The 18,712-nt window shown below is 72.5% G+C and carries 16 protein-coding genes; 8 read left to right on the top strand and 8 right to left on the bottom strand.

Annotated elements, in window-relative coordinates; translation table 11 throughout:
• Positions 1-319 (top strand): helix-turn-helix domain-containing protein (locus ACI379_RS00625; protein WP_439790120.1); only part of this gene is annotated, 319 nt, incomplete at its 5' end.
• A gap of 43 nt (positions 320-362) precedes the next feature.
• Entirely contained in the window at positions 363-1,013 is a 651-nt protein-coding gene (locus tag ACI379_RS00620) for a hypothetical protein (protein WP_439790119.1), read from the top strand.
• 16 nt (positions 1,014-1,029) lie between these two features.
• On the opposite strand, the gene ACI379_RS00615 is transcribed toward ACI379_RS00620, so the two are convergent.
• Positions 1,030-2,511 (bottom strand): serine/threonine-protein kinase, encoded by a 1,482-nt coding sequence (locus ACI379_RS00615; protein WP_439790118.1) that lies wholly within the window; start codon positions 2,509-2,511, stop codon positions 1,030-1,032.
• Positions 2,512-2,616: 105 nt separating this feature from the next.
• Between ACI379_RS00615 and ACI379_RS00610 the strand changes: the two genes are divergently transcribed.
• The 5 genes from ACI379_RS00610 to ACI379_RS00590 all read left to right on the top strand — a co-directional run bounded on the left by ACI379_RS00610 (position 2,617) and on the right by ACI379_RS00590 (position 7,305).
• Entirely contained in the window at positions 2,617-3,180 is a 564-nt protein-coding gene (locus ACI379_RS00610) for an RNA polymerase sigma factor (protein ID WP_439790117.1), read from the top strand.
• Complete coding sequence (locus ACI379_RS00605; RefSeq protein ID WP_439790116.1) at positions 3,177-4,679, top strand: M1 family metallopeptidase; 1,503 nt, start codon at positions 3,177-3,179, stop codon at positions 4,677-4,679. Before ACI379_RS00610 ends, ACI379_RS00605 begins: the two co-directional genes overlap by 4 nt.
• An 81-nt stretch (positions 4,680-4,760) precedes the next feature.
• Positions 4,761-6,236, top strand: coding sequence for a carboxyl transferase domain-containing protein (locus ACI379_RS00600; protein ID WP_439790115.1), 1,476 nt, complete (start codon positions 4,761-4,763; stop codon positions 6,234-6,236).
• A gap of 128 nt (positions 6,237-6,364) precedes the next feature.
• Entirely contained in the window at positions 6,365-6,781 is a 417-nt protein-coding gene (locus ACI379_RS00595; protein WP_439790114.1) for a type IV toxin-antitoxin system AbiEi family antitoxin domain-containing protein, read from the top strand.
• The gene (locus tag ACI379_RS00590) at positions 6,703-7,305 is read left to right on the top strand and encodes a hypothetical protein (protein ID WP_439790121.1); all 603 of its coding nucleotides are present in this window, start codon (positions 6,703-6,705) and stop codon (positions 7,303-7,305) included. Before ACI379_RS00595 ends, ACI379_RS00590 begins: the two co-directional genes overlap by 79 nt.
• A gap of 64 nt (positions 7,306-7,369) precedes the next feature.
• On the opposite strand, the gene ACI379_RS00585 is transcribed toward ACI379_RS00590, so the two are convergent.
• From ACI379_RS00585 to ACI379_RS00555, 7 genes are all read right to left on the bottom strand, one after another.
• Positions 7,370-8,299 (bottom strand): cation diffusion facilitator family transporter, encoded by a 930-nt coding sequence (locus tag ACI379_RS00585; RefSeq protein ID WP_439790113.1) that lies wholly within the window; start codon positions 8,297-8,299, stop codon positions 7,370-7,372.
• Between the two features lie 3 nt (positions 8,300-8,302).
• A complete protein-coding gene (locus ACI379_RS00580; protein WP_439790112.1) occupies positions 8,303-8,653 on the bottom strand; it encodes an ArsR/SmtB family transcription factor in 351 nt (116 codons plus the stop codon).
• A gap of 259 nt (positions 8,654-8,912) precedes the next feature.
• Positions 8,913-10,418 carry a dihydrolipoamide acetyltransferase family protein gene (locus ACI379_RS00575; RefSeq protein WP_439790111.1) on the bottom strand — a complete coding sequence of 502 codons (1,506 nt, stop codon included), beginning with the start codon at positions 10,416-10,418 and terminating at the stop codon, positions 8,913-8,915.
• 11 nt (positions 10,419-10,429) lie between these two features.
• Positions 10,430-11,413 (bottom strand): alpha-ketoacid dehydrogenase subunit beta, encoded by a 984-nt coding sequence (locus ACI379_RS00570; RefSeq protein ID WP_439790110.1) that lies wholly within the window; start codon positions 11,411-11,413, stop codon positions 10,430-10,432.
• Complete coding sequence (gene pdhA / locus ACI379_RS00565; RefSeq protein ID WP_439790109.1) at positions 11,413-12,570, bottom strand: pyruvate dehydrogenase (acetyl-transferring) E1 component subunit alpha; 1,158 nt, start codon at positions 12,568-12,570, stop codon at positions 11,413-11,415. Before pdhA ends, ACI379_RS00570 begins: the two co-directional genes overlap by 1 nt.
• A gap of 198 nt (positions 12,571-12,768) precedes the next feature.
• Entirely contained in the window at positions 12,769-15,957 is a 3,189-nt protein-coding gene (locus tag ACI379_RS00560; protein ID WP_439790108.1) for a VWA domain-containing protein, read from the bottom strand.
• A gap of 425 nt (positions 15,958-16,382) precedes the next feature.
• Positions 16,383-17,912 (bottom strand): MFS transporter, encoded by a 1,530-nt coding sequence (locus ACI379_RS00555; protein ID WP_439790107.1) that lies wholly within the window; start codon positions 17,910-17,912, stop codon positions 16,383-16,385.
• An 86-nt stretch (positions 17,913-17,998) separates the two neighbouring features.
• On the opposite strand from ACI379_RS00555, the gene ACI379_RS00550 reads away from it, so the two are divergent.
• The gene (locus ACI379_RS00550) at positions 17,999-18,538 is read left to right on the top strand and encodes a TetR/AcrR family transcriptional regulator (protein ID WP_439790106.1); all 540 of its coding nucleotides are present in this window, start codon (positions 17,999-18,001) and stop codon (positions 18,536-18,538) included.
• Positions 18,539-18,712: the final 174 nt, after the last annotated feature.

Raw genomic sequence — 18,712 nt, 5'->3', positions numbered from 1 at the left:
GGGCCTGGGACTGGAAGGGTTCGTCGACACCGACGAGCACCTCGCGCCGCTCGTCCTGGAGGCGGACCCCCGGGCGCGCGCGGACCTGCGTGCGCGGGTGCTGGCACCGCTGGCGGACCTGCGACCCAGCGCGGCGGACAAGCTCGTCGAGACGCTGCGCGCGTGGGTGCTGCACCAGGGACGGCGCGAGGCGATGGCCGAGGCGTTGTACGTCCACCCGCAGACCGTCCGCTACCGCGTGGGCCAGCTGCGCGAGGTGTACGGCGAGCAGCTCGACGACCCCGCCTTCGTGCTCGCCGCGACGGTGGCGCTGGGGTGAGCACGGGGCCGGACCGCCCCCGGGCTCCGTTAGATTGGCCCGCATGTCGAGCCGAAGCGTGCTGCTGGTCGTGGGCCTGCTCGCCCTCGGCCTCGTCACCGGGTACGCCGGCTCCCGCTTCCTGCCGACGAGCCCGCCCGGCGGCACGCCCTCCCCCGTGCTCGCCACCCCACGGGTGCCCTCGGAGGTCGGCATCGAGCTGGCCCCGGACCCGGACAACCTGCCCCTGCCCGAGGACGTCAAGCTCACCACCGCGCGACTGGGCACGGGCCGCTACCTGGCGCAGTTCCCGGTGCCCAAGGGATGGGTGTTCAGCAGCGACCTGTCCAACGAGGGCAAGTGGAAGATGCCCGGCTACCCGTCGTACACGTACCTCTTGCGGGTCGAGCACGTCCTCAGCGAGCACCGCTCGATCTCCTCGATGCTGACCGCCCGGATCCCCGCGCTGAAGGCCGAGAACGACCAGTTCGAGATCATCGCCCAGACCGAGGACAGCCTCGAGTTCACCTACATCACGCCCGCGACCGAACCCGGCGGCGAGCAGCACTTCCGGCACGCCTTCCTGAAGTGGCTCGACCTGAGCGGCGAGGGCGAGGCCCAGATCGAGATCGCCATGACCGGCCGCGAGATCGACGCCGTCGGCGGCGCCCAGCTGATGGAGCGGGTGGCCGCGGGGACGCGACTGGTGCAGTAGGGGGCGGTCGGGGCCGTCAGGACCCGAGCCCGTGCACCCGTACCTCGTCGAGCACCCGGTTCGCGGTGGCCTCGTCGTCGCTGCGGACCTGCACCCACAGCAACCGGTTGGTGGCCACCTGCTGCACGCGCTCGACGGTCACGTCCGCGCCCGGGCACCCGGTGAAGACCACGGTCATCGCCTCCGTGCCCGAGCCGCCGCTGCTCAGCGGCGGACGCGACGCGTCGCACTCGGGGTGCTGCGGCAGGCGCGCGGGCAGGTCGTCGCCCGGCATCAGGGCCGCGAAGACGCCCGGCGCCGGCGACTCCGAACCGTTCCACTCCCCGTTGGCGCCGACCCCGAGCGCGGGGAACTCCGCGTCCTCGTCGGGCGGCTGCCAGCCCTCGCCGTCGACGTCGTTGGCCCACTGCCGGGGCACCTGCACCGAGATCGACCCCGAGGCGTCGGTGACGCCGACCTGACGCGTCATCGACCGCTCAGCCACGACGCCACCCACGATCCCGAGCGCCACCGCCAGCACCGCCACCAGCACACGTGCCAGCGAGGGACGGGACGGGGCCGTGGGCGGCTCGACGGGGTCGGGCAGCGGCGAGAAGGGGCGCGAGAGCGGCGGCGGGCCGGACGCGACCGTCAGCTCGGGGTCGAGCGGGATCCACGCCTCGGGCGCGGCGTCGCTGAGCACCGTGGGGTCGCCGCCGCCGTACGCCTGGGTGAGCGCCTCCACGAAGGCGCGCACGTCCTCGAAGCGGTCCTCGCGGTCGGGGCTGAGGCCGCGCAGCACCACGGCCTCGACCTCCTCGCTGACCGCGTCCGTCATCGACTCCGGCGCGCACGGCTCGGCCGCCGCCGTGAGCGTGGCGTGCGTGTACGCCGGGCGACCGGTCAGGACCAGGTACGTCAGCGCGGCCAGGGAGTACTGGTCGGCGCGGGCGTCGAGGTGGTCGCCGCGCGCCTGCTCGGGCGCGACGTACGACGGGGTGCCGCCGACCATGGTCAGCCGGGAGCTGACGTCCATCGCCTTGCCCAGCCCCAGGTCGCCCAGCATCACCACGACGCGCCCGGTGCGCTGGGTACGGAACAGCACGTTGGCCGGCTTCACGTCCCGGTGCAGCACGCTCTGGTCGTGCAGGGAGGCCAGGCCGTCGCCGAGCTGCGAGATGACGTGCACGCCCTGGGCGGTGCTCAGCGGCGCCAGGGCGAGCCGGTCGGCCAACGTGCCCTGGTCGGCGTACGACATCACCAGGTACGGGCGGCCGTCGTCGAGCTCGCCCGCGTCGTACACGTTGACCACGTGCGGCGACTCCACCTTGCGCAGGTAGCGGCCCTCCTCGACGAAGCGCACCCGTACGTGCTCGTCGCCGGACCAGTTGTCCGCGAGGACCTTCACCGCGACCGGCGAGTCGAGGTGTTCGTCGTACGCCAGCCACACCGTCGCGAAGGCCCCCGCGCCGAGTCGACGGCGTACGGGGTAGCGACCCAGGCGGGAGGGGACGGACACCCTCGGCATTATGGCCCACGAATCAGGGTGGAAGGCGTTGGCGTGCACAGGGCAGGATGGTGTCCACGGGCGTCCACGGGGGGACGCCGGACGAGAGGACCTGCAGTGCACACGACGGCACGAGACGCCGACGAGATCGACGAGCTGGCCCGCCGGGCCCGCGAGGGGGACCGCGACGCACTCGAGGACCTGCTCACCGAGGTGCGCCCGCGGGTGCTCTCCATCTGCCGCGGCGTGCTGCCGTTCTCCGGCGACGCCGAGGACGCCTGCCAGGAGGCCCTGCTGAGCGTGGCCACCAAGATCGGCGGGTGGCACGGCCGCGGCCGGTTCACCACGTGGCTGCACGTGGTCGCCGTCAACAGTGCCCGTTCGACGTACCGCCGCCTCAAGCGGCAGGCGACGCCGGTCGACATGGAGGACCACCACCACGACCGGCCGGACCCGCGCACCACCAGCATCATCGCGGGCACCCGCCTCGACCTGCTGGAGGCGCTCGAGATCATCGAGCGCGACCACCCGCAGTACGTCGAGCCGCTGGTGCTCCGCGACGTGTACGGCCTGGCGTACGAGGAGATCGCCGCCACCGTCGGCGCCCCGCTGGGCACCGTCAAGGCGCAGATCCACCACGGCCGCAAGCTCGCCCGGCCGCTGCTGCGGGGAGACAGGTGACCCAGCGCCCTGCACGCGCGGCGAGGCTGTCGGGCGCGCTGCTGGCCGCCGTGCTGGTCGCCGGCGGGTGCAGCGCCGGTGAGGGCGAGGTCGGCAAGGCCGAGCCGGCACCGCCACGGACGACCTCACCGTCCTCACCGGCCGAGCGGGCACCCGCCTCCGTTCCCGGCCAGGACCTCGACCTGGCGCTCAGCACCCCCACCGAGGACACGGTCTACCCGGAGGTCGGCGACCCGGGCGTCGACGCGCTGCACTACGGCCTCGACCTGACCTGGGACGACGCCGAGGAGGAGCTGACCGGCACCGCCCAGGTCACCTTCCGGGCGACCGGGGACGCCGAGGAGTTCCAGCTCGACCTCGCCGGGCACCTCGAGGTGGGGTCGGTCTCCGTCGACGGCACCGAGGTGGCGTTCGACCACGACGGCAAGGACCTCGTCGTCGAGCGGGCCGTCGGCCTCGACGAGCGCCACACCGTCACCATCACGTACGCCGGACCGGCTCAGCCCGTCCCCGCGCCGACGGTGCGCTCCGACGTCTCCACGCTGGGCCTCACCCTGGCCGACGACGGGTCGCTGTGGACGATGCAGGAGCCGTTCGGCGCCCACACCTGGTACCCGGTCAACGACCACCCCTCCGACAAGGCGCTGTACGACGTCACCGTGCACGCACCGTCCCCGATGGTGGGCGTCTCCAACGGACGCCTGCTGTCGAGGCGCACGCAGGGCGGCACCACGACGACGCGCTGGCGCCTGGTCGAGCCGGCCGCGCCGTACCTGATGACGCTCGCCGTGGACGAGTTCACCCGGACGAGGGAGACGTCGAAGTCCGGCGTCACCCTGGACTACTGGACGCCCCGCGGCGACCGGGTCGCCCTGCGCGCCATGCGCACGTCCCCGGCCGCCGTCGACTGGCTCGAGGAGCGGCTGGGGCCGTACCCGTTCGACACCCTCGGCTCCGTCGTCGTGGAGTCCGACTCCGCCATGGAGACCCAGACGTTGGTCACCTACGGCAACTCCCCGTACACGCTGTCCCCGCCCGTCGTGGTGCACGAGCTGGCCCACCAGTGGTTCGGCGACAAGGTCTCGCCCGACGACTGGAGCGAGGTGTGGCAGAACGAGGGCATCACGATGCTGGTGCAGTGGATGTGGGAGTCCGAGCACGGTGGCGCCGCGCTCGAGGACCAGGTCCGTCTGGCCCGCAAGGCCGACTCCTCGCTGCGCGCCGAGCACGGACCGCCCGGCGCGTACGACGCCGACCACTTCGGCTCCTCCAACATCTACTGGTCGCCCGCGGTGATGTGGTTCGAGGTCCTGCAGGAGGTCGGCGAGGAGCGCTTCTTCGAGGTCCAGCGCGGCTGGCTCGAGCAGTACGACAACACCTCCGTGGGCCGCGACGAGGTCGTCGCGTACTGGAAGGAGGAGACCGGCCTCGACCTCTCCGCGCACGTCGACGCCTGGCTGACCGGGGACGCGACGCCCGAGGTGGGTCTGGTCCGCTGAGGCTCCCCGGGTGGGGCAGATCACCGTACGGAGCCCGGAGAGCAGGGCGCCGGGACTGACCACCCGGCCTAGGCTGATCCCGTGACCGAGCGCCTCTCCGCCCGCGCCCTCGTCGACCTCGTCTTCGACGCCGACTCCTGGCGCTCGTGGGACTCCGCGCCCGACCGCGCCGGCGTCAGCGAGTCGTACGCCGCCGAGCTCGCCGCGGCCGCCGAGAAGAGCGGCGTGGACGAGTCCGTGATCACCGGCGAGGCCCTGCTGCACGGCCGTCGGGTCGCGGTCGTGGTCTCGGAGTTCCGCTTCCTGGCCGGCTCCATCGGCCGCGCCACCGCCGACCGGCTGGTCGCCGCGATCGAGCGCGCCACGGCCGCGGGGCTCCCCCTGCTGGCCGCCCCCGCCAGCGGCGGCACCCGGATGCAGGAGGGGACGCCGGCCTTCCTGCAGATGATCCGGATCACCGAGGCGATCACGGCCCACAAGAACGCGGGCCTCCCGTACTTCGTCTACCTGCGCCACCCCACGACCGGGGGCGTCATGGCCTCGTGGGGGTCGCTGGGCCACATCACCGTCGCCGAGCCCGGCGCCCTGCTCGGCTTCCTCGGCCCCCGGGTGTACGAGGCGCTGTACGGCGAGACGTTCCCGCCCGGCGTGCAGGTCTCGGAAAACCTGTTCGAGCGCGGCCTCGTCGACGCGGTCGTGCCGCCCGACGAGATCGGGGAGATCCTGCACCGGGCGCTGGAGATCGTGCTGACGCCCCGTACCGACCTGCCCTCGCTCCCCGACCCTGTCAGCGACGCCGTGCCCGAGGTGGAGACGTGGGAGGCGGTCACCCGGTCGCGCCGCACGGAGCGTCCCGGCGTACGACGGCTGCTGAAGTTCGGGGCCACCGACGTGGTGCCGCTGCACGGCACCGGCGAGGGCGAGTCGGACCCGGCCCTGGTGATCGCGCTGGTGACGTTCGGGCAGGCGCCGTGCGTCTTCCTCGGGCAGGACCGCCGCGGTCAGACCGCCGAGCACCAGATGGGGCCGGAGGCGCTGCGCGAGGCCCAGCGCGGCATGAAGCTCGCCAAGGAGCTCGGCCTGCCGCTGGTCACCGCCATCGACACGATGGGCGCGTCGCTGTCGGCGGCCGCCGAGAACGGCGGGATGGCCGGCGAGATCGCGCGCAGCCTCGCCAAGCTGGTCAACCTCGAGGTCCCCACCGTGAGCCTGATGCTCGGCGAGGGCAACGGTGGCGGCGCGCTGGCGCTGATCCCGGCCGACCGGGTGGTGGCCGCGCAGCACGCGTGGCTCTCCCCGCTGCCCCCCGAGGGCGCGAGCGCGATCGTGCACCGCGACCTGGACCACGCCCCCGAGATGGCTCGCTCCCAGCAGGTCCGGGCCGTGGACATGTACCGCGCCGGCGCGGTGGACCGGCTGGTCCCCGAGCTCCCCGACGCCGCCGAGGAGCCCGAGGAGTTCTGCCGCCGCCTCGGGGCAGTGCTGGAGCACGAGCTGACCGAACTGCTGCGCAGCGGCCCGGGGACGCCCAAGGAGCGTGCCGCCCGGTACGTCTGAGCCCGTTCGGGAGCGAGCCGAGGAGTCTGCGGGTCACCAGATGACTCACAGGCTCCTCCGCCTACTCACTCATCCACAGATCGTGCCGCGGGCCGCCGCGAGGGGCGGTGTCGCACGACGCTGACGGGATGACTCTCGACCTGCTCGCCCACCTCCTCGACACCCAGTCCGGCGTCATCAGCCGCGCCCAGGCGGAGGGCCTGGGCGCCACGCCGGCCGACCTGCGTCGCCTGGTCCGCCGCCGCGAGCTGGCCCGCCTGCACCCCGGACGTACGTCCACCACACCGGGCCGCCGACCTGGCTGCAGCGCGCATGGGGAGGGGTTCTGTACGCCGCACCGGCCGCCCTGTGGGGCGAGTCGGCGATCCGCGCTGCCGACGGTCCCGGACGGTCAGGGCGGGACGACTCCGTCATCCACGTCGCCGTCGCCGCCGACCGCCGGCTCCAGGGACGGCCCGGCATCCAGGTGCACCGGCTCGTACGTCTCGACGAGACGGTGCTGTGGAACGCCGGCCCGCCCCGGGTGCGTACCGAGCACGCCCTGATCGCCGTGGCCGGGCGGGCCACCGACGAGCTGGGCGCGATCGCGGTCCTCGCCGACGCGGTGCAGGCACGGCGTACGACCGCCCGGCGACTCGCCGCCGCCCTGGCCGAGCATCCCAACGTGAGGCGACGCCCGTTCCTCGCGGGCGTGCTCGACGACGTGGACGCCGGCGCGTGCTCGGTGCTGGAGGTGGGCTACCTGCGCGACGTCGAGCAGGCCCACGGGTTGCCGAGGGCACAGCGGCAGGTGCGCGCCTCGGCGCGGGGGCCGCTGTACCGCGACGTGGTGCACCTCCCGTACGACCTGGTGGTCGAGCTGGACGGCCGGCTGTTCCACGACACCGCACGCGGGCGGCACGCGGACCTCGTGCGCGACCTCGAGGCGGCGGTCTCCGGGCTGCGGACCGTACGGGTCGGGTGGGGGCAGGTGTTCGGCGACCCCTGCCGTACGGCCCGGGCCGTGGCACAGCTGCTGCAGGCATCCGGGTGGACGGGCACACCACGCCGGTGCGGGCGCTGCCCCTGAGGGAGTGCAGGAGTCTGTGGGTCACCGGGTGACCCACAGACTCCTCGACCCGGCGTCACGGACCTCAGAGGCAGTCGGAACCGAGGTCCTCGTGCGAGAGGTGCGACTCCGGTTCCACCTGGAACGTCGCGTGGCGGATGCCGAAGTGCTCCGCGACGCACTCGCTCAGCTCGTCGAGGATCGCGCCGAGCCCGCGTACGGCCAGGGCGTCGTCGGTGACGGTGACGTGCACCGAGAGGCTGTTCATGCCGCTGGTGATCGTCCAGGCGTGGAGGTCGTGCACCGCCACCACCCCGGGTACGTCGGAGAGGTGCTCCAGCACGGCCGCCACGTCCAGGTCGGCGGGCGTCGCCTCGAGGAGCACCCGGCCGGCGTCGCGGATCAGCGCCAGCGAGCGGGGCAGGATCAGCACCGCGATCGCCAGCGTCGCGATCGCGTCCGCACGGTCGAACCCGGTCAGCCAGATCACCGCCCCGGCCACGATCGCGAGCACCGAACCCAGGGCGTCGGTCAGCACCTCCAGGAAGGCGCCGCGGATGTTGAGGGACGTACGGTCGGCGCGCGCCAGCACGGCCAGCGAGGCCAGGTTCGCCAGCAGGCCGAGGACGGCGAAGCCGACCATGCCCTCCCCGTGCACCTCGGTCGGCTCCACCAGCCGCCCGATCGCCGTCCAGCCCAGGAAGCCGCAGACGCCGAGCAGGACGACGGCGTTGACCAGCGCGGCGAGGATCTCGGCGCGGTGCAGGCCGAAGGTGGCCCGCGGACCGCTCGGACGCGTCGCCACCCAGGAGGCCGACAGGGCGATGAGGACCGCGGTGGCGTCGGTCGCCATGTGCCCGGCGTCGGCCAGCAGGGCCAGCGAACCGGTGAGCCACGCGCCCACGACCTCGACCACCAGCACGGTGCCGGTGATGGCGAGCACCTTGACCAGGCGTCCGCGGTCGACGGCTCGACCGGCCGCGTGGTCGTGCCCGTGACTGTGACCCGCACCCACGGTTCAGCCCTCCCGGTGCCGGTGGCTGAGCGGGTCGCCGAGCGCGTGCTCGGACTGGTGGACCGCGACCTGGATCAGCTCGAGCGCGTGGTCGTTGGCGAGGCGGTAGTAGATCCGGTTCCCGTCCTGGCGGGTGGTCACCATGCGGCTCATCCGCATCTTGGCGAGGTGCTGGGAGACGGCGGCCTGCGACTTGCCCACCTCCTCGGCGATCGCGCCGACGGACTCCTCCCCGTCCCGGAGGGCGAGGACGATCCGCAACCGGGTCGCGTCCGCGAGGAGGGAGAAGATCTCGACGCAGACGGCGATCCTCGCCTCGTCGAGCCGCTCAGGCATCTGACTATCTGCGTACATACGAATATTGTTGCACGCCGATGGTTCCCTCAGGCCGAGGCGGGGCTGCTTTGCGTCATGCGGGCCAGCCCCGGTCGGCTCCCGTCATACGCTCCGGCCTCGCGTCATACGAACCCTCCTCCGGTCGACTCCCGTCATACGCGGCCCCCCGAAACCGGCCGCCCGTCAGACGGTTCAAGACCTATTGGTTCGGAATCGCATGACGCACGCCCAACCGAGCGCGTACGCATGACGCACGCACTCCGCCCCCGACCGGGACTCAGAAGAGCAGCGCCGTCCCCGGGTCCGCGAGGATCCCGGCCACGTCGGCGAGGAACTGCGAACCGGCCGCCCCGTCGATGTGGCGGTGGTCGAAGGAGAGCGCCAGCGTCGTCACGTCACGCACCACGATCTCGCCGGTCGCCTCGTCCACCCACGGCCGCTTGTTGACCGCGCCGAACGCGATGATCGCCGACTCGCCGGGGTTGATAATCGGGGTGCCGGCGTCGACGCCGAAGACGCCCACGTTGGTGATCGTGAACGTGCCCCCGGCCATCTCGGCAGGCTGCGTACGTCCATCCCGCGCCGTGGCGGTGAGGTCGCCCAACGCCCCGGCGAGCTCGACGAGCGACATCGCGTCGGCGTCCTTGACGTTGGGCACCACGAGCCCGCGCGGGGTGGCGGCCGCGATGCCGAGGTTCACGTACCCCTTGAGCACGACCTCGCCGGCGGCCTCGTCCCAGTACGAGTTGATGACCGGGGTGCGCCTCATCGCGAGCACGCACGCCCGCGCGAGCACCAGCAGCGGCGAGACCTTGAGGTCGGCGAACTCCCGGCGCGACCGCAGCCGCTCGACCAGCTGCATGGTGGCGGTGACGTCGACGGTGATCCACTCCGTCACGTGCGGGCTGGTGAACGCCGAGGCGCTCATCGCCGCTGCCATCATCTTGCGCACGCCCTTGATCGGCTCACGCACCTCGCGGGCGCCACCCATCGCGGCCACACCGGGCCTGCCCAGGTCCTCGTACGCCGCGGGCATCGGCGTCCGCTCGGGACCGCTGGCGGCGGCCTGGACGTCCTCGCGGGTGACCACGCCGCCGGCACCGGACGGGGCCACCGAACGCAGGTCGACCCCGAGGTCCTTGGCGAGCTTGCGCACCGGCGGCTTGGCGAGCGGCTGGAGCTCGCCCGCGGTCGCCGGCTCGGCCGGCGCGGACGGGGGCGGTGCCGCGGACGGCTCGACCGCGTGCGCGGGGACGGGCGCCTCGTCGGCCGGCGCCACCGGCTGCGACTGGGCGCCACCCGGCGAGAACGCGCCCTGCACCTGCATCTGGGTCTGGGCACCCGCCTCGGTCGACGGGGACGCCGACCCGCGGCGGGCTCGCCGCTGCGGACCGCGGTCCGCCTTGATCCGCCCGACCAGCGACTCGCCCTCCTTGCTGCCGGAGGCCGCCGGGTTGGACAGGTCGATCTCCATCGGCTCGGCAGGCGCGGTAATGTCGACAGGCTCCACCGACGCCCCGCTGGTCGAGCCCGTCGAGACCTCGCCGGTGCCGTCGTCGATCGCGATGATCGGCGTACCGACCTCGACCATGTCGCCGACCGCGACCAGCAGCCGCTGCACCGTGCCGGCGTACGGGGAGGGCAGCTCCACGATCGACTTGGCCGTCTCGATCTCGCAGATCACGTCGTTGATCTCGACGTTGTCGCCCTCCTTGACCTTCCAGGAGACGATCTCGGCCTCAGTGAGGCCCTCGCCCACGTCGGGCAGCTTGAACTCAGCCATCACACGCCTCCTCAGAAGCCCCGGGAACGGTCGACCGCGTCGAGCAGCCGGTCCAGGTCGGGCAACCACTCCTCCTCGATCCGCGACGCCGGGTAGGGGGTGTCGAACCCGCCCACCCGCAGCACCGGAGACTCCATCGAGTAGAAGCACTCCTCGGTGATCCGGGCGGCCAGCTCGGCGCCCAGGCCGAGGTTGGTGTGCGCCTCGTGGACCACCACGCAGCGGCCGGTGCGGCGTACGGACTCGTAGACGCCGCCCAGGTCGAGCGGCGAGAGGGTGCGCAGGTCGAAGACCTCCAGCGAGGTGCCCTCCCCGGCGGCCGCCTCCGCGGCCTTGAGCGCCGTCTTGACGGTGGGTCCGTACGCGAGCACGGTCACGTCCGTGCCGCGGCGTACGAGTCGCGAGGAGAACAGCGGCTCGGGCGCCACGTCGAGGTCGAGCTCGGCCTTGTCGGCGTGGTACTGCCGCTTGGGCTCCAGGAAGATCACCGGGTCGTCGTGGGCGATCGCCTGCTGGATCATCCAGTACCCGTCGACGGGGTTGGAGCAGGCCACCACCTTGAGGCCGGGCGTGTGCGCGAACTGCGCCTCCGGGGACTCGCTGTGGTGCTCCACGGCCCCGATGCCGCCGCCGAAGGGGATGCGGATGACCATCGGCATCTTGACCCGCCGCTTGGAGCGGAAGGTGAACTTCGCGACCTGGCAGACGATCTGGTCGTACGCCGGGTAGACGAACCCGTCGAACTGGATCTCGACCACGGGCCGGTAGCCGCGCAGGGCCATGCCGACGGCGGTGCCGACGATGCCCGACTCGGCCAGCGGGGAGTCGATCACCCGGTCCTCGCCGAAGTCCTTCTGCAGCCCGTCGGTGATCCGGAAGACCCCGCCGAGCTTGCCGACGTCCTCACCCATGACGAGGACCTTGTCGTCGGCCTCCATCGCCTTGCGCAGCCCCATGTTGAGGCCCTTGGCGAGCGTGATCCGCTGCGTTGCCATCAGTGCCCCGCCTCCTCGAACGTCGCCAGGTAGGCGGCGTACGCGTCGTGCTGCGCCGTGAGCTCGGGGGTGGTCTCGGTGAACACGTTGCCGAAGACGCTCAGCGGGTCGGGGTCGGGGAGCGCCTTGGTGCCCTCGCGCAGCCGGTGACCCAGCTCGTCGGCCTCGTCCTTGAGCTCGGCGAGCGCGGCGTCGTCGATGAGGCCGTTGCGGCGCAGGTACACCTCGAGCCGGTTGATCGGGTCGCGCAGCTTCCACTTCTCCACGTCGTCGGAGAGCCGGTAGCGGGTCGGGTCGTCGGTGGTGGTGTGGGCGCCCATCCGGTACGTGTACGCCTCCACGAACGTCGGCCCCTGCCCCTCGCGCGCCCGCTGCAGCGCAGCCTTGGTCACCGCGTACGTGGCGAGCACGTCGTTGCCGTCGACGCGGATGCCGGGGAAGCCGAACCCCAGCGCGCGCTGGTAGAGCGGGATCCGCGTCTGCCGCTCGATCGGCTCGGAGATGGCCCACTGGTTGTTCTGGCAGAAGAAGACGACCGGGGCGTTGTACGAGGCGGCGAAGATGAACCCCTCGTTGACGTCGCCCTGCGAGGTCGCGCCGTCGCCGAAGTGCGCCAGCACCGCGGCGTCGCGCTCGTCGTCGCCCGTGCCGACGACGCCGTCGCGCTGCATGCCCATCGCGTAGCCGGTGGCGTGCAGCACCTGGGCGCCGATCACGATCGTGTAGAGGCCGAAGTTGAACTCGGCCGGGTCCCAGTCGCCGTGGTCGACCCCGCGGAACAGTCCGAGCAGCTTGAGCGGGTCGAGCCCGCGGCACCAGGCCACGCCGTGCTCGCGGTACGTCGGGAAGACGAAGTCCTGCGGACGCAGCGCCCGGCCGGCGCCCACCTGGGCCGCCTCCTGGCCCAGCAGCTGGGCCCAGATGCCGAGCTCGCCGTGGCGCTGCAGCGCGGTGGCCTCGACGTCGAGGCGGCGCACCAGGACCATGTCGCGGTGCAGGCCGCGCAGCTCGTCGGCCGAGAAGTCGATGGGGAAGTCGGGGTGGTGCAACCGCTCGCCCTCGGGCGTCAGGAGCTGCACCAGCTCGGGGCCTCCGTCGCTGTGCGCGGGGCCGAACACCTCCGCCAGGTCGGGGCCGAGACCGGGACCATCGTTCACGTCGCACTCCTTGTCAGCTCAGCGGAGCGCGCGGGGTCTCCGCGCGCGACCGACAGCCAGTCGAACCCAGGAATGTGACCTGGGCCACGTCGTACGAACAACCTAGCGCCTACCCCCGACAGGGACGACGTCGCCCGGACGAGGAAACGGCGTGGACGGGAGTCCCGTCCACGCCGTCCCCTCAGGGGCGAGGCCCGATCAGCTCAGCCAGCCGCCCACGCGGGCGGCGAGCCGGACCGACGAGAAGGTGAACATGCCGGTGTCCGGCAGTCCGTGCGGCGGCTTGCAGCGGTTGGGCACACGGGCCCGGTCGAGGACCTTGGCCCCGACCTTGAGGACCACCTTGGCCTTCGGGGCACCCTTGCGCTCGACCGTCCTCACGGTGCGCGCGGGGACCCGGACGGTGGCGACCTTCTTGCCGATCCGCAGGGTGTACGAGACCGCCTTGGTGGTGCGGTTGCGCAGCGTCGCGCGGACGGTGCCCTGGCACGACGTCTTGACCTTGCCGGTCGCCTTGCCCGTCTCCTCGCCCGGGCGGACGCCGGGCTTGCAGGCCTCCACGGTGGCGTCGTCGGACGGGTCGGTCCCCTCGGTCAGGTCCACGACGGCCGTGTTGGTGTACTCCCGGCAGGAGTCGGGGACGTCGGGACCGGCCAGGTCGAGCGAGTAGGTGTACGTCCTGGTCAGGCCCTGCTCCCACACCAGACCGGTCTCGAGCACCTCGCGGTGGCCGGGGACGGTCTTGTCGTCGACCACGTCGACCACCTTGTCGACCTCACGGCGGGTGGTGAAGGTGACCGGGGTGCTCGCCTGGCGGGTGGCCTCGGTGGCGGTCCCCGCGGGGTCCCACCCGACCGTGGCGGTCACGGTGCCGGACTCCGCCGGCGCCGCGGTGAACGCGCACTCGTACGGCAGCTCGGCGCTGGCACCGGGCGCGAGCGTGACCGTCGCGTCCCCCGTGACGGCGCAGGTGGTCCCCGCGCCCAGGTCGGTGGCCAGGTCCACGGTGGCCTCGAGCGCCCCCTCCGCGTACGTGTTCGGATTGCTCAGCCGCACGGTGCCGCCCAGCCGGTGGCCGGAGACCGTCTCGTCGCCCGCCTCGACCTCGACCGTGTAGGTGAAGGTGGCCAGGCCGGTCTCACGGTCCACGGTGCGGCGGGTGGCGTCGGCGACCTTGTCGATCCCCCACGCGTACGCCCGCTCCAGGTCGCCCTGCCCGTCGACGCCGATCGTCGGCGCGGCCTCGGTGCACACGGTGACCTTGGCCTTGTCGGAGACCTTGTCGCCCGACGGCTGGGTACGGCGGCCGCTGGCGGTGAGGGTGGCGACGTTGTCGTACGTCGTGCACTTCCCCGCGGGGCTGTCGAACTCCAGCGAGTAGCGGAAGGTCCGCGGACCGTCGGCGGCGTTGACCGTGACGCCGTCGGCGCCGGTGCCGTCGAGGTCGAGGTGGGTGTCGGTGACCACGGCGGTCTCGTTGCTCACCGTGACGGCCGCGTTGGCGTAGTCGTAGTCAGCGCTCGCCACGGCCGAGCCGGTCGTCCCGGGGACGGCGTCCTTGTCCCAGGTCACGGTGACCTGGTTGGTGCCCTTCGCGGTGGCCGAGCCGGCCGCGTCGAGGCACGTGTAGGTCACCTCGAGGCGCCCCTTGGCGGGCACCGTACGGCCGGTGCTGCCGCCGCTCACCGAGCAGGTGGCGCCGTTGAGCTGGTCGGCGATGTCGACCCCCCGGACGGTCACGTCGTTGGGGTTGGTGAGCGTGATCGCGCCCTTGACGGCGAAGCCGCTGTCGCGCGGGGCGGAGGGCGTCACGTCGACGGTGTAGCTGAAGCGGGCCTTGCCACCGTCCGGCACCTCCTCCCACGCGTGGTCGACACCCTTGTCGATCGTCCAGTCGTAGGTCCGGTCGTACGACGGCGTGGCCGTCTTGGTCACGGTCAGGTCGGCGTACGAGGGGAGCTTCTTGTTCGTCACCAGGCAGGAGACGGGCACGTTGCCCTTCGCCTCGAACGAGAAGGTCGCCGCGGCCGTGTCGTTGGTGACGGTGACGTCGCGCCCGTCGACCTGGCACGTCGCCGAGTGGAAGCGGTAGCCGGGCTTGAGCGTCTCCTTCAGCGTCAGCACCGGGCGAGCGCCGGACGGCACCCCGAGGGTGGCCGAGGTGGAGCCGTTGATCCCGTTGACGGCAGCGGTCGGCGCGAAGTCGCCGAGCGTGCCGGCGCTGGTGGTGCCGTCGAACTCCCAGCCGTTGCTCTCGGGCGAGTTGACCAGGGTGTTGCCCTGGGCGTCACGGACCTGCTTCTGGATCGTCACCTGACCCTCGCACTGGCCGGCGGCGATGTCCTTGAGGGTCGCGCCGAGGCCGTCCCAGCTCGCGGTGTACGTCGAGTCGGGGCTGGAGACGAGGTTGAGGCGCTTCACGGAGGCGGCGCCGGTGATGTCGATGCCGACCGCGACGACCTGGCTGCCGGCCTTCTTGACCGCGTTGGCGGAGTGGATCGCCTCCTCGATGTCGCGCAGGCGGGTGGTGGCGGACAGGTTGGAGCCGTCGCCGTACGCGGTCGGGTCGCCGTCGGTGATCAGCATGACCACGTCGAGCTCACCGTCGACCTGCCCGAACAGGGCCTCGTCCCAGTTGGTGTTGCCGGAGCCGTCGACGCCGTCGATGGCGCGCTTGACGGTCTCCGCACCGGCCGCGTCGGCGACCGACGTCAGCGGCAGCACGTCCTGGGCGCGGGTGGCGAAGCGGCTCAGCGAGACCCGCGACGGGGTGTTGGCGAGCGCGTCGACGACGCCCTTGGCGGCGTTGCGGAACGTGGTGAGCTCGCCGTCGTCGATCGACGTCGAGTTGTCGAGGACCAGAGCGATGTTGAGGCCGCACTGGGTCAGCGCGGTGTTGTTGTCGCGCACGTTGGGCCAGGTGCGACCGGTGCCCGGCAGGGTCACCGCCACGTTGCCGCCGGCGCGCATCGGGCCGGTGTTGTAGCGCCACGGGGCGTCGTCGCCGCCCCACGTGGTGGCAACGCTCCAGCCGTCGGGCGGTGAGGTCTCGGTAGCGTAGAAGTACTGGCTGCTCGTGCCGAGCTGGACCTGCACCCGGCAGGTGCCGTCGGCGGCGGTGGTGCACGAGCCGACCTTGGTGCCGCCGCTGAGGGCGGACGACGAGCCGACGCGGTACACGTCGAAGCTGGCACCGGCGAGACCGGTCACGCGACCGGCGAGGCCGCTGCGGTCGTTGAGGGCCGTACGGTCGCCGCCCTTGACGATGGTGATCGTGCCGGTCTGGGTGCTGGGCGTGGTGCCCCCGCCCCCGCCACCACCACCGGCGTGCGCCGGGCTGAACCCGGCCATGGGCACCAGCAGCGCGAGCACCGCCGTACTGCCCACCCACGCGCGCCACGCCCGGCGCGAACGCCCGACCCTCTGCTCGGACCTGCGCGGCAGCGCCGCGCCACGACCCACTGGCCACACCGACATGTTGTTCCTCGATCCCCAAACGTCCAGGCGCGCGGGAGCGCAGCCTTACCGGCGCCGGACGAGGTCGTCCGCCGCATGGCGTCGCGCACGCCGAGAAGGCGCTGTCAGCGCCCTGACGTCAGCCCGGAAACCCCACCGGTCGACGCGTCTCCCTCGTCCACGACAGAGACACATTCGTGCCGAGGTACCAGCAACGGGGAGAGGGGTGGGTGAACCTCGGGGATTTCTAGGGAATCACTGATCCCGACGCACCTGACAGGAGCCGTGTGGACCAGACCGCCTGACCCTTCTTGGGGATCGGCAGGACCTGTCACCGTGGCCCTTTCGGGCCAGTCTCAGCGTACCCCGCGGAGCACGCGGGCCGCCATCACGGCGATGGCGAGGCTGAGCGCAAACCCCACGCCGGCGGTCAGCAGGACGCCCTGGTCGAAGGCGTGCGAGGCGGACTCGACCAGCGCCGCGGCCGTGGCCGCGGGCAGCTCGGTGGCCACCTCGAAGGCGCCTCCCAACGTCGAGCGCGCCTGCTCGGCCTGGACCGGGTCGAGGCCGGCGGGCAGCTGCAGGCCGGTCCGGTAGACCATGCCCAGGAGCGTGCCCAGGACCGCGGTGCCCAGCACCGCGCCCACCTCGTACGCCGTCTCCGAGACCGCCGAGGCGGCACCCGCCTTGGCCGGCGGCACGGCCGACAGCGCGAGGTCGTTGGAGATCGTCTCGGCCATGCCGACACCCGCCGACAGCAGGAGGAACCCGCCGAGCAGCGCCACCATCGCACCACCGGAGCCTCCGACGGCCACCACGGCGTACCCCAGGGCGTTGAGGGCCAGGCCGACGACGACCACACGGCCCGCGCCGAGGCGTCGGGTCAGCGGCACCGCGGCGAGCCCGAAGACGACCGTCAGCACGATCCCGGGGATCATCAGCACGGCCGCCTGCATGGGCGACTTCTGCGCGACGAGCTGCAGGTGCTGGCTCATGAAGTAGATGAAGCCGACGAACGCGAAGACGCTGACGAGGTTGACGGTGAGAGCGCCGGAGAAGACGCGGTTGGTGAAGAGGCGTACGTCGAGCATCGGCTGCTCGCGCCCCAGCATCCGGCGTACGAACGCGGCGCCCGAGGCGACGCCCACGGCGGCGATGAGCCCGGCGACCGCGAGGGACTCGCCGGTCCCGGCGGCCTTGACCGCGAAGACGACGGCACCCAGCGCGAGGGAGACCAGGACGATGCCGACGACGTCGACCGGACCCGGGTGCGGGTCACGGGACTCGGGCAGCAGGAACGGGCCGAGCACCAGCAACGGCACGAGGACCGGCACCGAGAGCAGGAAGATCGAGCCCCACGAGTAGTGCTCGAGCAGCCAGCCGCCGGCCAGCGGGCCGAGCGCGGCGCCGCCGGAGAAGCCGGCCGCCCAGACGGCGATCGCGGTCCGGCGCTCGTGGTCGTCGGTGAAGATGTTGCGGATCAGCGACAGGGTCGCGGGCATCAGCATGGCGCCGAAGAAGCCGAGCGCGGCGCGGCCGGCGATGAGCGCCGAGGCGGTCGGGGCGAACGCTGCCGCGACGGAGACCAGCGCGAAGCCGGTGGCGCCGACCAGCAGGATGCGCCGACGGCCGACGCGGTCACCGAGCGACCCCATCGAGACCAGCAGCGCGGCCAGGACGAGCGGGTACACGTCGACGATCCACAGCAGCTGGTTGGCGCTGGGGCGCAGGTCGCGCGAGAGGGCCGGCACGGCGAAGCTCAACGCGGTGTTGTCGATGGAGATGAGCAGCACCGGGAACATGAGGACCACCAGGGCTGCCCACCGTCGCCGCGAGGACCGCTGGAGGGCCTCGGGCGTGCTGGGGCGGAGCTCGGTGATGGTCATACGCATAACTGTACCGTCTGGACGGTACAGTTACTGGGTCGGTGCGGGTGCGAGGTCCGCCACACCCCGTGGGTACGCTGCCGCACATGGCCCGACCTCCCCTGGCTCGCGAGAAGGTGCTGGACGCGTACGTCGCCCTGCTCCACGCCGAGGGCGAGCGCGCCGCCACCATGGACGCGGTCGCGCAGCGCGCCGGGGTCTCCAAGGGCGGGCTGCTCTACCACTTCCCCAGCAAGGAGGCGCTGGCCGAGGCCGTGCTGGCGCGCTTCGACGAGATCACCGCGCGCGACCTGGCCGAGATGGCCCGCGCGCCGGAGGGCCCGTCACGACACTTCGTGCGTACGTCGTGGGTGACCGAGGACTCCATGGACCACACGTACAACGCGACCCTGCGTCTGGCGCAGGCCGGTCACGCCGCCGCCGTCGAGGCGCTCGAGGTCGTCCACGAGAAGTGGCTCGACCAGATCCGCGGCGAGGTCGGCGACACCGGCGTCGCCGAGGCGATCATGCTCATCGGCGAGGGGCTCTACCACCAGGCCGCGATGCCCGGCGGCTGGTCGCGGCGCACCTTCGCCCGCAACCTGGACCAACTCCTGGTGCTGGTGGACCGGCTCAAGGAGGCGTAGGCGGCCGTCCTCCCGGGGTGCGCGTCATACGCGAGCCCCCGGGCGGGGCTCTGCGTCATCCGGATCCGCACCAATAGCCTCGGATCCGTATGATGCGCCCACCTCCGCAGCCGCGTACGTATGACGCAGGCGCCCACGGGGCGGGTACGTATGACGCTCCGCGGGCCGGAGCGC

Source organism: Nocardioides sp. (assembly GCF_051876515.1).
Classification (GTDB): domain Bacteria; phylum Actinomycetota; class Actinomycetes; order Propionibacteriales; family Nocardioidaceae; genus Nocardioides.
Note: the sequence above shows the minus strand (reverse complement) of the source record. Positions and strands in the feature narration are given on the sequence as shown.

Coding starts and splice junctions, on each gene's coding strand:
- ACI379_RS00550 (WP_439790106.1), top strand. CDS start 17,999: ATGGCCCGACCTCCCCTGGCTCGCGAGAAGGTGCTGGACGCGTACGTC.
- ACI379_RS00570 (WP_439790110.1), bottom strand. CDS start 11,413: ATGGCAACGCAGCGGATCACGCTCGCCAAGGGCCTCAACATGGGGCTG.
- ACI379_RS00575 (WP_439790111.1), bottom strand. CDS start 10,418: ATGGCTGAGTTCAAGCTGCCCGACGTGGGCGAGGGCCTCACTGAGGCC.
- ACI379_RS00580 (WP_439790112.1), bottom strand. CDS start 8,653: ATGTACGCAGATAGTCAGATGCCTGAGCGGCTCGACGAGGCGAGGATC.
- ACI379_RS00620 (WP_439790119.1), top strand. CDS start 363: ATGTCGAGCCGAAGCGTGCTGCTGGTCGTGGGCCTGCTCGCCCTCGGC.
- ACI379_RS00555 (WP_439790107.1), bottom strand. CDS start 17,912: ATGACCATCACCGAGCTCCGCCCCAGCACGCCCGAGGCCCTCCAGCGG.
- ACI379_RS00595 (WP_439790114.1), top strand. CDS start 6,365: ATGACTCTCGACCTGCTCGCCCACCTCCTCGACACCCAGTCCGGCGTC.